This is a genomic window from Streptomyces phyllanthi (assembly GCF_009377205.1).
GTDB lineage: Bacteria > Actinomycetota > Actinomycetes > Streptomycetales > Streptomycetaceae > Streptomyces > Streptomyces phyllanthi.
Map to the genome: position 1 here is coordinate 1 of NZ_VJZE01000247.1, position 13,505 is coordinate 13,505.

11 protein-coding genes are annotated in these 13,505 nt (G+C 70.0%); 10 read left to right on the forward strand and 1 reads right to left on the reverse strand.

The window, feature by feature from the left end; all coding sequences use genetic code 11:
- From FNH04_RS28330 to FNH04_RS28365, 7 genes are all read left to right on the forward strand, one after another.
- Positions 1-171: winged helix-turn-helix domain-containing protein (locus FNH04_RS28330; RefSeq protein WP_194236842.1), on the forward strand; the 171-nt coding region annotated here is incomplete at its 5' end.
- Between the two features lie 614 nt (positions 172-785).
- A complete protein-coding gene (locus FNH04_RS28335; protein WP_152788627.1) occupies positions 786-1,379 on the forward strand; it encodes a CGNR zinc finger domain-containing protein in 594 nt (197 codons plus the stop codon).
- A 632-nt stretch (positions 1,380-2,011) separates the two neighbouring features.
- Entirely contained in the window at positions 2,012-2,587 is a 576-nt protein-coding gene (locus FNH04_RS28345) for a sigma-70 family RNA polymerase sigma factor (RefSeq protein ID WP_322724076.1), read from the forward strand.
- The gene (locus FNH04_RS28350; protein ID WP_152788628.1) at positions 2,584-3,417 is read left to right on the forward strand and encodes an anti-sigma factor family protein; all 834 of its coding nucleotides are present in this window, start codon (positions 2,584-2,586) and stop codon (positions 3,415-3,417) included. The genes FNH04_RS28345 and FNH04_RS28350 overlap by 4 nt, the downstream gene beginning before the upstream one ends.
- A 149-nt stretch (positions 3,418-3,566) precedes the next feature.
- Positions 3,567-5,864: a HelD family protein gene (locus FNH04_RS28355; protein WP_322724077.1), complete on the forward strand. Its 2,298-nt coding sequence runs from the start codon at positions 3,567-3,569 to the stop codon at positions 5,862-5,864.
- Between the two features lie 421 nt (positions 5,865-6,285).
- Positions 6,286-7,707 (forward strand): NAD-dependent malic enzyme, encoded by a 1,422-nt coding sequence (locus FNH04_RS28360; protein ID WP_152788630.1) that lies wholly within the window; start codon positions 6,286-6,288, stop codon positions 7,705-7,707.
- A 413-nt stretch (positions 7,708-8,120) separates the two neighbouring features.
- Entirely contained in the window at positions 8,121-8,402 is a 282-nt protein-coding gene (locus tag FNH04_RS28365; protein ID WP_069466456.1) for an HU family DNA-binding protein, read from the forward strand.
- Between the two features lie 130 nt (positions 8,403-8,532).
- Here the strand turns inward: FNH04_RS28365 and murA are convergent, their stop codons facing one another.
- The gene (gene murA / locus FNH04_RS28370; protein WP_152788631.1) at positions 8,533-9,873 is read right to left on the reverse strand and encodes a UDP-N-acetylglucosamine 1-carboxyvinyltransferase; all 1,341 of its coding nucleotides are present in this window, start codon (positions 9,871-9,873) and stop codon (positions 8,533-8,535) included.
- A 304-nt stretch (positions 9,874-10,177) separates the two neighbouring features.
- Between murA and FNH04_RS28375 the strand changes: the two genes are divergently transcribed.
- The 3 genes from FNH04_RS28375 (at position 10,178) to FNH04_RS28385 (ending at position 13,053) form a co-directional block, all read left to right on the forward strand.
- Positions 10,178-10,750, forward strand: coding sequence for a YqgE/AlgH family protein (locus tag FNH04_RS28375; protein ID WP_194236843.1), 573 nt, complete (start codon positions 10,178-10,180; stop codon positions 10,748-10,750).
- Positions 10,751-10,779: 29 nt separating this feature from the next.
- Positions 10,780-11,055 (forward strand): DUF3039 domain-containing protein, encoded by a 276-nt coding sequence (locus FNH04_RS28380; RefSeq protein WP_152788633.1) that lies wholly within the window; start codon positions 10,780-10,782, stop codon positions 11,053-11,055.
- A 654-nt stretch (positions 11,056-11,709) separates the two neighbouring features.
- Positions 11,710-13,053: an extracellular solute-binding protein gene (locus FNH04_RS28385; protein ID WP_152788634.1), complete on the forward strand. Its 1,344-nt coding sequence runs from the start codon at positions 11,710-11,712 to the stop codon at positions 13,051-13,053.
- Positions 13,054-13,505: the final 452 nt, after the last annotated feature.

A 13,505-nucleotide genomic window follows, 5' to 3' on the forward strand; every position in this document is an offset into this window, starting at 1 on the left:
GAACTGCTGCGGGCGTTGCCGGGGGCGGGGCGGGACGAGCACGCGGTGGAAACGGCGATGGCCCGCCTGCGAACGGCCCTGGGAACCCCGAAACTGATCCAGACGGTGGTCAAGCGCGGCTACCGCCTGGCCCTGGACCCGGGCACGGAGTCGAAGTACGCGGACGGGTAACGGCTGCCGCCGGAAACGGGAGAGGACGCCTGCGGGTGCGTGGCGCTTGGTCGCGCCTCGGGTGCGTCCATGGGCCGGGGCGTTTGCGTCTACGGGTGCTGTGTCGCTCGTGCGCCTACGCACCGTGGTGACGGTGCGTCGTGGTGGCGGCGAGTCGCGGTGCCGGTGCGCCGTTGTGGTGGCGGGCGGTCGTGATGGCGGCGAGGCCTGGCGCCGGTGCGTTGTGACGCCGCGTGCTGCCCAGGCTTTTGAGGGGCGCGGGGAACTGCGCGACAGGCCACAACGAACCCGCAGCCGCTCACCGAACAGGACCCGGCAGACGAGGTCGCAAGGCGGGTGCGCGGGGTTCAGCTCAGGGCTTCCCGGGGACGCCCCAGGCTTTCGAGGGGCGCGGGGAACTGCGCGACAGGCCCCAACGAACCCGCACTCAACCACCGGACAGAGCCCGGCAGACGACACATACCGGCCATCCACAGCAGCCCACACCTTCCCGTCGTGTGTGGGCGCAGGCATCGTAGGGGTACGAACCCTTCGAACGGCTTTCCCCCGAAACAGCTTTCACCGGCACCCCACCGACCCCCGGGACGGGGTGACCCCAAGGCGGTGACAGGCACATGGCATTGGGCACGGCCACGGCCTCGTACGGGCCCCGTTTCGACTGCGGACGACTCTGCCTGGATCTCCTCGCGACCGCGCACCCCGAGGAACAGCTCGACGACCTGGACCGATTGCGGGCCTGGATCCGCGGAGCCGGGTGCGTACCGAAGGGCACGCCACTGGACGGCGCCGAGGCATCCTGGCTCGTGGGCTTCCGTGAACTGCGGGCACACATCGGCCAGGTCGTGCGCGGAGCGCCCGGCCTCGACGCCACATCCTTCGAGATCGCGCTGGCGAGCATCAACGAGTTCGCGCGCGCGGCGACCCCCGTACCGAGAGCCGTACGTACGGAGAGCGGCTCACTGGTCCGCACACTCGACGAGGCACCCGGCTGCGCGGCCCTGCTCGCGGTGATCGCGCGGGACGCCGTCGAGCTGCTCACCGATCCGGTCGCGTGCGCGAGCCTGAGGCAGTGCGCGGGGGACAACTGCTCCATCGTCTACCTGGACACGTCCCGCGGCCGCCGGCGCCGCTGGTGCTCCAGCGAGACCTGCGGCAACCGCGAGCGGGTGGCCCGCCACCGGAGGCGAGCGGCGCTGGCCCGGGCTTAGGGCGTGTTTCGAAAGTCCCGCCTGCCCCGCGACGCCTGGCACGCACTCCCCCAAGCTCTTCGAGCAGGGGGGACCCCCAGCGGCGTTGCCGAAACGCCCGAATAGCTCCGCTATTAGGGCGCTCCGGCGCCTTGCGATCGCACGCACCAGACGCCGCGGGGCCCGCCCTTCGGGCGGACGACGGGACTTTCGAAACACGCCCTAGGACCCTTCTGACGGATCTCCGCGGCGGATCGAGGTCGGACACGCCCTGATTCCTGACGTTCCGTGAGTCGCCTTGACACGCAGGTCGACTGACACCTCGTCACGTCCGAGTTGGCCCCGTTTCAGGCCCAAGTGTCCACTGTTCTCGTGTATTGGCCATCTTTCCTAGGCCTCCTGGCGGTTGGGCCCCCTCCCCGCCGGTGTAACCAATCAAACGTGCTGGATTTCACAGCATGGGATTCATCTCTTCACAATTCCTGCCATCCCGTACCACGGTTTGGCCGATTTGGTGTGCTTGTCCTCCAGCCACCCCCCAAGTCCCACGCGGATCACCAAAGTTGTGGTCCCACTTTGAACACAGGGCTGGTTACCTACGTAACTCGTGATGAGCAACCGACTGGGGGAACCCCCGGACACCGGAGGACGCCGTGCGCAAGGATGCCGCTGTGGCCGATGACCGCCCGAACAGGGCACGACATCGCGCGTCACAGCCCTCAGAGCCTGATGAGGAGCTGATGCGCGCGCTTTACCGCGAACATGCGGGACCCTTGCTCGCGTACGTGCTGCGTCTGGTCGCGGGGGACCGGCAGCGCGCTGAGGACGTCGTGCAGGAAACGCTCATCCGTGCCTGGAAGAATGCCGGTCAGCTGAATCGAGCAACCGGTTCGGTACGCCCCTGGCTGGTGACGGTCGCACGCCGCATCGTCATCGACGGCCACCGCAGCCGGCAGGCCCGGCCGCAGGAGGTCGACCCGTCGCCGCTGGAGGTCATACCCGCGGAGGACGAGATCGACAAGGCGTTGTGGCTGATGACACTCTCGGATGCGCTGGACGACCTGACCCCTGCCCACCGGGAGGTCCTGGTCGAAACGTACTTCAAGGGGCGTACGGTCAATGAGGCGGCCGAAACGCTCGGCATCCCCAGTGGAACGGTGCGCTCAAGGGTGTTCTACGCCCTGCGGTCGATGAAGCTGGCTCTGGAGGAGCGCGGGGTGACGGCATGATGAATATGTACGGGGGTTACGGAACCGGAGGATCCGGTCCAGCCCCAGGCGTCCAGCAGGGCGGACCGGGTGACATCCACGAAACCGTGGGCGCGTACGCCCTCGGGATACTGGACGACGCCGAGGCGACCCAGTTCGAGGCACATCTCGCCACCTGTGACTGGTGTGCCCAGCAGCTGGACGAGCTGGCCGGAATGGAACCGATGCTGGCCGCGCTGGCGGACCTGCCCAGTGCGCAGGGGACCCCTGCCATCGGGGAGTCGCTGTCGGTCAAGCCCAGTCAGCAGATGTCGGCCCGGCTCGTGGGCGAGGTCGCCCAGCGCCGTGCCCAGAAGAAGAGGCGCAGCTTCTACATGCTGGCGGCCGGCGTCGCGCTGATCGTCGGCGGTCCCACCGCCGTGTTCGCGACGACGGGCGGCGACGACTCGTCCAAGGGGGTCACGGCGCAGCCCACCAGTGCCAACCCGGCCAAGGAGGCCTTCGAGACCCTGACCGACAAGGACAAGGTCAAGGCCACGGACAAGTCCACCGACGTCAGCGCCACGGTCGCCGTGCAGTCCAAGGGCTGGGGCACCGAGACCGTCCTGCAGCTGGGGAACGTGAAGGGGCCCGAGAAGTGCTCCCTGATCGCCGTCAGCAAGAACGGTGAGCGTGAGACGGCGACGACCTGGGCCGTCCCGCCGAAGGGCTACGGCATCGAGAACTCCAGCGACGCACAGGCCAAGGAGCCGCTGTACACGTTCGGCGGCGTGGCCATGGAAACGAACGACATCGACCACTTCGAGGTCATGACCTTTGACGGCAAGAAGCTCGTCGAGATCGACATGTAGGACACATGCACAGGGTGGAAGGGACCTGCCGCGGAACCGTGTGACGGTTTCGCGGCAGACCTGTGAACACACCCCGGGCGGACGCGTAGCCTCCCGGGCCCCCCTTCGCGTACGGTGGACGGCTGCCATGCACGTCAGAAGGGGGCCCGGTGGCCGCTCAGGTTCAGCAGGGGACCGCGCTCGGCTCGGTTCACGACTCCGTCCGTGAGCGCGAGATCCGCACCGAACAGGAACACCTGGACCGGGTGTACCGGCGCCTCGAGGAGAAGATCCACGAGGCGGAGTTCCTGATGAACGACGCGGCCAAGCTCGGCCAGGTCGGCACACCCGGAGCACTCGCCGAGCGGGACGCCCAGGTCTTCCGGGCCGGCATCCATCTGAACCGGCTCCACAACGAGTACGAGGACTTCCTCTTCGGCCGGATCGACCTGCTGCTCGGCAAGGACGGCAAGAAGGGCCCGGACGGCGCGTACACGGCCGTGGAGCCGGCCGAGGGCGCCGTACGCGAGGACGGCACGGCCGAGATCGCGGAGACCCTGCACATCGGGCGCATCGGCGTGCTGGACGAGGAGTACGCGCCGCTCGTCATCGACTGGCGGGCGCCCGCGGCCGCTCCCTTCTACCGCGCCACCCCCGTCGACCCCGGACGGGTCGTACGGCGCCGGGTGATCCGCTCCAAGGGCCGCAGGGTGCTCGGTGTCGAGGACGACCTGATGCGGCCCGAGCTCAAGGCCCTCCACGACGGGCGCGAACTGGCCGTGCTCGGTGACGGCGCGCTGATGGCCGCGCTGGGGCAGGCGCGCACCCACACGATGCGAGACATCGTCTCCTCCATCCAGGCCGAGCAGGACCTGGTCATCCGGGCGCCCGCCGCCTCGGTGACCTATGTGGAGGGCGGACCGGGCACGGGCAAGACCGCGGTGGCGCTGCACCGGGCCGCGTATCTGCTCTACCAGGACCGGCGGCGGTACGCGGGCGGCATCCTGATCGTCTCGCCGACCCCGCTGCTCGTGGCGTACACCGAGGGCGTGCTGCCCTCGCTCGGCGAGGAGGGACAGGTCGCCATCCGGGCGATGGGTTCGCTGGTCGACGGAGCCGAGGCCACGCTGTACGACGCGCCGTCCGTGGCCCGCGCCAAGGGCTCGTACCGCATGCTGAAGGTGCTGCGGAAGGCGGCGCGGGGAGCGCTGGAGCCGAACGGCTCGCCCACCCGGCTGCGGGTCGTCGCCCTCGGCCGTCGACTCGAACTGGAGGCCGAGGAGCTGGAGCGGATCCGGCGCACCGCGCTCAGCGGCACCGCGCCCGTCAACCTGCTCCGGCCGCGCGCCCGCAGGCTGCTCCTCGACGCGCTGTGGGCGAAGTCGGGGGCGGCCACCCGGCACACCGACCCCGAGCTCGCCGCCGAACTGCGGTCGTCGTTCGACGAGGACATCACGGACGAGGACGACTTCATCGCGTTCCTCGACGCCTGGTGGCCCGAACTGACCCCGCGCGGGGTCCTGGAGGCCATGGCCGACGAACGGCGGCTGGGGCGCTGGGCCCGGCGGATCCTCAACCCGGGCGAGGTGCGCAGGGTCGCTCGGTCGCTGAGGCGGGAGGGGCTGTCGGTCCACGACGTGGCCATGCTCGACGAACTGCAGGCCGTCCTCGGCCTGCCCGCCCGCCCCAGGAAGAAGCGCGAGCTCGACCCCCTCGACCAGCTGACCGGCCTCGAGGAACTCATGCCCGTACGCGAGGAGTCGCAGCGCGAGCGCGCCGAGCGCCTGGCGCAGGAGCGGACCGAGTACGCGCACGTCATCGTCGACGAGGCGCAGGACCTGACGCCCATGCAGTGGCGGATGGTCGGCCGGCGCGGCCGCCACGCCACCTGGACGGTCGTCGGCGACCCGGCCCAGTCCTCCTGGTCCGACCCCGACGAGGCGGCGGAGGCGAGGGACGAGGCCCTGGGCACCCGCCCGCGCCGCCGCTTCACCCTCACCGTCAACTACCGCAACCCCGCCGAGATCGCCGAGCTGGCGTCCAAGGTGCTCGCCCTGGCCATGCCGGGATCGGAGTCCCCGGCGGCGGTCCGGTCGACGGGTGTCCAGCCCCGCTTCTCGGTCGTACGCGACTCACTCGCCCGTACGGTCCGCGACGAGGCCGCGCAGCTGCTGGAACGCGTGGACGGCACGGTGGGCGTCGTCGTCGCCATGAACCGGCGCGCGGAGGCCGCCCGCTGGCTGGAGGGCCTCGGCGACCGGGTCGTGGCGCTCGGCAGCCTGGAGGCCAAGGGCCTGGAGTACGACGCCACGGTCGTCGTCTCGCCGGCCGAGATCGCCGACGAGTCCCCGGCGGGGCTGCGTGTGCTCTATGTGGCGCTCACCCGGGCCACCCAGCAGCTGACCATCGTCTCGGGCGAGCGGGACGAGCCAGACGCGCACGGGGTGCCGGATCTGCTGAGGGACTGAGGGAGGCGTTCCGGTGGGTCGGCGCGGGGCTCGGAAATGAACTTCCGGTGCGAATCGGCAGGTGTCGGCGCGAAGCGCCGTCGTTGAGGGGTGGAGGTCGGGCGGCGGGAGGGACCCGTGGGATCTGTTTGTTAGCCTGGGTGTGGCACCGGCCCGATCCAAGCCCCCGGGCCCAACCTTAGTCGCTTCGAGCGACCACTTGCCGCGAGGCGAGCATGGCGGGTCGGTGTCATCGAAGCGAGCGAGAGGCCCGCGTCACCCTGTGACGCGGGCCTCTTCGTTGCCTGTTCACCTGCCTGTTCACCGCCTTGATCAGCGAACAAAACGTTCGCAATCCAAGGGCGGCTACCACGTACTCCGCAGTAGGTGCGACGATCGGACGGCACTACCCAGCTCCAGCTGAAAGCAGAGGAAGTCGGCCATGGCAACGGCGCCCAGCGTCTCCTACTCGATGACGGTCAGGCTGGAGGTGCCCGCGAGCGGAACCGCGGTCTCCCAGCTCACCACGGCCGTCGAGTCCTCCGGAGGCTCGGTGACCGGCCTCGACGTGACCGCCTCCGGGCACGAGAAACTCCGGATAGACGTCACGATCGCGGCGTCGTCCACCTCGCACGCCGACGAGATCGTCGAGGAACTGCGCGGCATCGAGGGCGTGACGCTCGGCAAGGTGTCCGACCGTACGTTCCTCATGCACCTCGGCGGCAAGATCGAGATGGCGTCGAAGCACCCCATCCGCAACCGTGACGACCTGTCCATGGTCTACACGCCGGGCGTGGCCCGTGTCTGCATGGCGATCGCCGAGAACCCCGAGGACGCGCGCCGCCTCACCATCAAGCGCAACTCCGTCGCGGTCGTGACGGACGGCTCCGCGGTCCTGGGCCTGGGGAACATCGGCCCCAAGGCCGCGCTGCCCGTCATGGAGGGCAAGGCGGCCCTCTTCAAGCGGTTCGCCGGTATCGACGCCTGGCCGATCTGCCTGGACACCCAGGACACCGACGCGATCGTCGAGATCGTCAAGGCCATCGCCCCCGGCTTCGCCGGCATCAACCTGGAGGACATCTCCGCGCCCCGCTGCTTCGAGATCGAGGCGCGGCTGCGTGAGGCCCTCGACATCCCCGTCTTCCACGACGACCAGCACGGCACCGCGATCGTCGTACTCGCCGCCCTGAAGAACGCACTCCGTGTCGCGGGCAAGGCCATCGGGGACATCCGCGTCGTCATGTCGGGCGCGGGCGCGGCCGGTACGGCCATCCTGAAGCTGCTGCTCGCGGCGGGCGTGAAGAACGCCGTCGTGGCCGACATCCAGGGCGTCGTGCACTGCGACCGCGAGGACCTGGCGGACCACGCCCCGGACTCGCCGCTGCGCTGGATCGCCGACAACACCAACCCCGAGGGCCTCACCGGCACGCTCAAGGAGGCCGTGCGCGGCGCCGACGTGTTCATCGGTGTCTCGGCCCCGAACGTGCTCGACGGCGACGACGTGGCCGCCATGGCCGAAGGCTCCATCGTGTTCGCGCTCGCGAACCCAGACCCCGAGGTCGACCCGGCGGTCGCCCGCCAGACCGCGGCGGTCGTGGCCACGGGCCGCTCCGACTTCCCGAACCAGATCAACAACGTGCTGGTCTTCCCGGGCGTCTTCCGCGGCCTGCTGGACGCCCAGTCCCGCACGGTCAACACCGAGATGATGCTCGCCGCCGCGACCGCCCTCGCGGACGTGGTGACCGAGGACGAGCTCAACGCGAACTACATCATCCCGAGCGTCTTCAACGACAAGGTCGCGGGCGCCGTGGCCGGTGCGGTGCGGGACGCGGCGAAGGCGGTCGGCGCGACGGTGGCACCCTGACCGTGTGGCGCCCCGCTCCGTGCGGGCCCCCTGCCCGGCGGCTGTGATCGTTGCCACGGCGCGTTCGTACCGGCGCGTCGCGGGACCGGGGTCCACGGGGCGCACTCTAGGGTTGCGGCCGGGCTCAGGCCCGCCGGGACCTGCGATGCGCCGCCGGGAACGCGGAGCGTCACCCCTCCGTCGCCGTGGCGCTTTCGTGTGACCCCGAAGGGTGTTCTCACGACTCCTGCGGGTGCCGGATTGGCTTTACCGCCGCAGGTGGGGGCAGGATGCGTCTCTGGGCGCGAGGGTCTGACGAGGGACCCGGGTCCGGGGACCCATGAAGGACCCTGGCAGCATCGGCTTCGCTGTGCCCGACACGCGGCTCCGCCGCGTGGCAGGCCTCAACGCAAGAAGAACACGGGAGTAACAACATGAACCGCAGTGAGCTGGTGGCCGCGCTGGCCGACCGCGCCGAGGTGACCCGCAAGGACGCCGACGCCGTGCTGGCCGCGTTCGCCGAGACCGTCGGCGAGATCGTCGCCAAGGGCGACGAGAAGGTCACCATCCCCGGCTTCCTCACCTTCGAGCGCACCCACCGTGCCGCTCGCACCGCGCGCAACCCGCAGACCGGCGAGCCGATCGAGATCCCGGCCGGCTACAGCGTGAAGGTCTCCGCGGGCTCCAAGCTCAAGGAAGCCGCCAAGGGCAAGTGACCTCGCAGGCCCTGCGCCAGGAAACGGCGTACGAGGCCCAGTAACGCCAGTGGGGCGGCCTCCCGGCTCGGGAGGCCGCCCCATCGGCGTGTGTATCGGCGTGTGTGCGGCTTCGGGCGCCGGCGAGGTGCTAGCCGAGCGCCTTGCCGGGCAGTTCCACCTTCGCGCCCAGCTCCATGAGCTTCTCCATGAAGTTCTCGTAGCCGCGGTTGATCAGGTCGATGCCGTGGACGCGGGACGTGCCCTGGGCGGCGAGGGCGGCGATGAGATACGAGAAGCCGCCGCGGAGGTCGGGGATGACCAGGTCGGCGCCCTGGAGCTTCGTGGGGCCCGAGACGACCGCGGAGTGCAGGAAGTTGCGCTGGCCGAAGCGGCAGTGGGAGCCACCGAGGCACTCGCGGTAGAGCTGGATGTGGGCGCCCATCTGGTTCAGGGCCGAGGTGAAGCCGAGGCGCGACTCGTAGACCGTCTCGTGGACGATCGAGAGGCCCGTGGCCTGGGTGAGGGCCACCACCAGCGGCTGCTGCCAGTCGGTCTGGAAGCCGGGGTGGACGTCCGTCTCCAGGGCGATGGACTTCAGCTGGCCACCGGGGTGCCAGAAGCGGATGCCGTCGTCGTCGATCTCGAAGGCGCCGCCGACCTTCCGGTACGTGTTCAGGAAGGTCATCATCGAGCGCTGCTGGGCGCCGCGCACGTATATGTTGCCCTCGGTCGCCAGCGCCGCCGACGCCCAGGACGCGGCCTCCAGACGGTCCGGTATCGCCTGGTGGGTGTAGCCGCCGAGCTTGTCGACGCCCGTGACGCGGATCGTGCGGTCGGTGTCCATCGCGATGATGGCGCCCATTTTCTGCAGGACGCAGATGAGGTCCTCGATCTCCGGCTCGATGGCCGCGTTCGAGAGCTCCGTCACTCCCTCCGCGAGAACGGCGGTCAGCAGCACCTGCTCCGTGGCGCCCACCGACGGGTACGGCAGCTGGATCTTGGTGCCGCGCAGCCGCCGCGGCGCCTCCAGGTACTGCCCGTCCTCCCGCTTCTCGATCTTCGCGCCGAACTGGCGCAGCACCTCGAAGTGGAAGTCGATGGGACGGCCGCCGATGTCACAGCCGCCGAGGCCCGGGATGAAGGCGTGCCCGAGACGGTGCAGCAGCGGGCCGCAGAAGAGGATCGGGATGCGCGAGGAACCCGCGTGCGCGTCGATGTCGGCGACGTTCGCGCTTTCCACGTGTGACGGGTCCATGACCAGCTCGCCCGGCTCCTCGCCCGGACGGACCGTCACTCCGTGCAGCTGGAGCAGTCCGCGGACCACTCGGACGTCACGGATGTCGGGGACGTTGCGCAGTCTGCTGGGAGCGCTGCCGAGCAGCGCCGCGACCATTGCCTTCGGTACGAGGTTCTTCGCACCGCGGACCCGGATCTCACCCTCGAGCGGGGTTCCGCCGTGGACAAGCAGGACATCGTCGTTGACGGTCATGAATCTCGCGTTCCGTGGAGTCGGGCAGTTGACGTCGGCAAGACCATCGGCAGACCACTCGTGCGGGAGCCGAAGCGGCATGAGCCGAAGAGCAAGCGTAATGGCCGCCCACCCCACTTCAGTAAGCCCGAGGACCTCTCAGACACGTCATAGGTTTGCCACAACACGAACCGTTTCTCCTCAGGCACACCCGGTCACCGGCGGCCGTGTGCGCGGGGGTCGCACCCGTACGCCCTGATCTGCGCACACGTGGGTACGGGGATTGGCTCCCCTCATACGGGAAAGATGCGGGATCATGTCTGGCATGACCGAGGTGTCCTCGCTCACAGGGCGGCTGCTCGTGGCCACCCCCGCCCTGGCGGACCCGAACTTCGACCGCGCGGTGGTGCTCCTCCTCGACCACGACGAGGAGGGCTCGCTCGGCGTGGTCCTCAACCGGCCCACCCCGGTGGACGTCGGCGACATCCTGGAGGGCTGGGCGGATCTCGCGGGGGAGCCCGGTGTCGTCTTCCAGGGCGGGCCGGTCTCGCTCGACTCGGCGCTCGGGGTCGCGGTGATCCCGGGCGGGGCGTCCACCGAGCGCGCCCCCCTGGGCTGGCGGCGCGTGCACGGCGCGATCGGCCTGGTCGATCTGGAGGCCCCGCCGGAGCTGCTCGCCTCCGCGGTCGGTTCCCTGCGGATCTTCGCCGGGTACGCGGGCTGGGGGCCGGGTCAGCTGGAGGACGAGCTCGTCGAAGGTGCCTGGTATGTCGTGGAATCGGAGCCCGGTGACGTCTCCTCGCCCTCCCCGGAGAGACTCTGGCGGGAGGTCCTGCGCCGTCAGCGCAACGAGCTGGCGATGGTGGCCACGTATCCGGACGACCCTTCGCTCAACTGATGCCCGCGGCCTTAAGTACCCTTGGCGCTATGAGCACTCTTGAGCCCGAGCGCGGGACTGGTACGGGGACCCTCGTCGAGCCGACGCCGCAGACGTCGCACGGCGATGGTGACCATGAGCGCTTCGCGCACTACGTCCAGAAGGACAAGATCATGGCCAGCGCCCTCGACGGCACGCCCGTCGTGGCGCTCTGCGGCAAGGTGTGGGTGCCGGGCCGTGACCCGAAGAAGTACCCCGTGTGCCCCATGTGCAAGGAGATCTACGACTCCATGGGCGCCGGGGACGAGGGCGACGACAAGAAGTGACGTCCCCGCCCCCGCCGTGCGCGGGGGCGGGGGCGGGGGCGGACGGCGCACAGTCGCCGCGAGCACAGCCGCGGTGCCCGGATGCGGGTGCCGCGGTTCTGTCGTACCTGGGTTCTGCCGTACCTGGGTTCTGTCGTTTACCTGAGGGCGGGGCGGTCGGGCCGCACCGTCTGTTGTGGCGTGCCGTCGTGCCGTGGGGCGGGGGCGGCTGGGTTCACCGTGTTCGTCGGTGGCCGCGCTCGGCCCGATCCGTTCCCGTATCACCACGGCCGTACCAATCCCTCGTGTCCCTGCGGCACCCACCGCCGCTCCCGGGGCGCCTTCCCCCGTGCTCAAGAACGGTGGCCGACGAGCCTTGAAGGCGCGGCCCCGAGGTCTTCCCTTCCGGCGTGTGGGTTTTCCGGCCCGGCGGCCCCCAAGTGGCTTTGATCGTACGGTAGTTGCTTGATCACGTCTGCCCGCGTGCCATGCGGGGCATCGCGCGTACCGCACGGCTTCGGCTCTGCTCCGTTGCACGGAGTGCTCCCGCCGGTCACAGAGTGGTTGAGACCTCTTGTGGGCATGTTCATGTACTCCCTAACCTCCGATGTGTTGTACAGAGCGAAACCCTCATTGCGCATGTTGCAACACACCCCCCCTTCGGAGGAAAACTCCATGAAGCTCGCCGCCAGGACGGGCCGCAGCGCCCGCAAGCCCCGTACGGCTCGAACGGCCGCCCCCATAGCGGCTCTTGTCCTCGCGGGGCTCACCGCCACCGCCTGCGCCCCCCAGACCTCCGACAACTCCTCCTCCGGCAAGGACGAGAAGACCGGCACCCTGCGCGTCTGGCTGTTCCAGGAGGTCAGCAACAAGCCGAAGGAACAGGTCGTCGACGACACGATCGCCGCCTTCAGGAAGTCCCACGAGGGCGTCAAGGTCACCGTCGAGTACATCCCGGTCGAGACCCGCGCCCAGCGCATCAAGGCCGCCTTCAACGACCCGAAGAGCGCCCCGGACCTCATGGAGTTCGGCAACACGGACACCGCGGGCTATGTGAAGGACGGCGGGCTCCTCGACATCACCGAGGAGTTCACCGGCTGGAGCGAGGCCAAGGACTCCGACCCGACGGCCAAGCGGTCCGTGACGGTCGACGGGCGGGTCTACGGCGCGCCCTTCTTCGTCGGCGTGCGCGCCCTCTACTACCGCACGGATGTCTTCGAGGAGCTGGGCCTGGAGCCGCCCAGGAGCCAGGCGGAGCTGATCGAGACGGCCCACAGGATCCGCACGGCCAAACCCGATCTGTACGGCATCGCCGTCGGCGGCGCCTACACGTTCGGCGCGATGCCGTTCGTCTGGGCGAGCGGCGGTGACATCGCGGTGGGCAGGAGCGGGGCGTACGCCTCGACCATCGACAGCGCGGCCTCACGGAAGGGCATCAAGACGTACACCTCGCTCTTCGGCGACGACAACTGCCCGGCCGCCAAGTGCGCGGGGATGGGCGGCAACGACACGGTCACCGCGTTCGCCTCCGGCAAGGCGGGCATGGCGATCGGCGGTGACTTCAACTACACGGCGGTCGAGGCCGGGAAGGTGAAGGGCAGGTTCGCGGTCGTACCGCTGCCGGGGGTGGAGAAGGGATCGATCGCGCCGGCCTTCGCGGGCGGCAACAACGTCGGCGTCCTGAAGAGCACGTCGCACCGCACGCTCGCCGTCGATCTGATGAAGCGGCTCGCGTCGAAGAAGACGCAGGGCGAGCTGTTCGACGCGATGGGCTTCCTGCCGACGTACACCGACGTGCGCGCGGACATCGTCAAGAAGGAGCCGTATGTCGAGCCCTTCGTGAAGACGCTCAGCGCGGGCACCAAGTTCGTCCCCGCCTCACCGGCCTGGTCCCAGATCGACGCCTCGCTCGTCCTCCCGACGATGTTCCAGGAGATCGTCAGCGGCAAGAAGGACGTGGCGGCGGCCTCGAAGGGCGCGGCGAAGCAGATGAACGACGCGTTCAGCTCCGCCGGGTGACGAGGATGACACACCGCGCCGTCCCGCCGGACCCCCCGCCGGACCGCGACCACGCCCTCGGGGACACACGCCCCCCGACGGCGCCGGCCTCCGACGTGGCGTCGGGCGGGTCGACCTCGCCGAGTGCCTCCGATCCAGCGTCGGGCGCGTTGACCACGCCGTCCTCGCCGACTGTCTCCGACGCGGCGGCGCGACCGGAACCCCGGCGGACGCCCGCGGCGGCCGGTGGCGGTGCGGTAGCCGCCAGGGCCGGGGCCGACTCCGCGTCGGGGGCCGGGGCCGAGCGGGCGCCGGGCGCCGGGGCAGAGCGAGGGGGCGAGTGTCGGCCCGGGACCGGATCCGGGTTGAGGTCCGCCTTCGGTTCCGAGCCCGCGTCTGGGGCTGCGTCTGGGGCTGCGCCTGGTGCCGAGGCCGGGCCGAAATCCGAGGCTGGGCCTGGGCCGGAGCCTGGG

Coding starts and splice junctions, on each gene's coding strand:
- FNH04_RS28350 (WP_152788628.1), top strand. CDS start 2,584: ATGATGAATATGTACGGGGGTTACGGAACCGGAGGATCCGGTCCAGCC.
- FNH04_RS28385 (WP_152788634.1), top strand. CDS start 11,710: ATGAAGCTCGCCGCCAGGACGGGCCGCAGCGCCCGCAAGCCCCGTACG.
- FNH04_RS28360 (WP_152788630.1), top strand. CDS start 6,286: ATGGCAACGGCGCCCAGCGTCTCCTACTCGATGACGGTCAGGCTGGAG.
- FNH04_RS28375 (WP_194236843.1), top strand. CDS start 10,178: ATGACCGAGGTGTCCTCGCTCACAGGGCGGCTGCTCGTGGCCACCCCC.
- FNH04_RS28335 (WP_152788627.1), top strand. CDS start 786: ATGGCATTGGGCACGGCCACGGCCTCGTACGGGCCCCGTTTCGACTGC.
- FNH04_RS28365 (WP_069466456.1), top strand. CDS start 8,121: ATGAACCGCAGTGAGCTGGTGGCCGCGCTGGCCGACCGCGCCGAGGTG.
- FNH04_RS28380 (WP_152788633.1), top strand. CDS start 10,780: ATGAGCACTCTTGAGCCCGAGCGCGGGACTGGTACGGGGACCCTCGTC.
- murA (WP_152788631.1), bottom strand. CDS start 9,873: ATGACCGTCAACGACGATGTCCTGCTTGTCCACGGCGGAACCCCGCTC.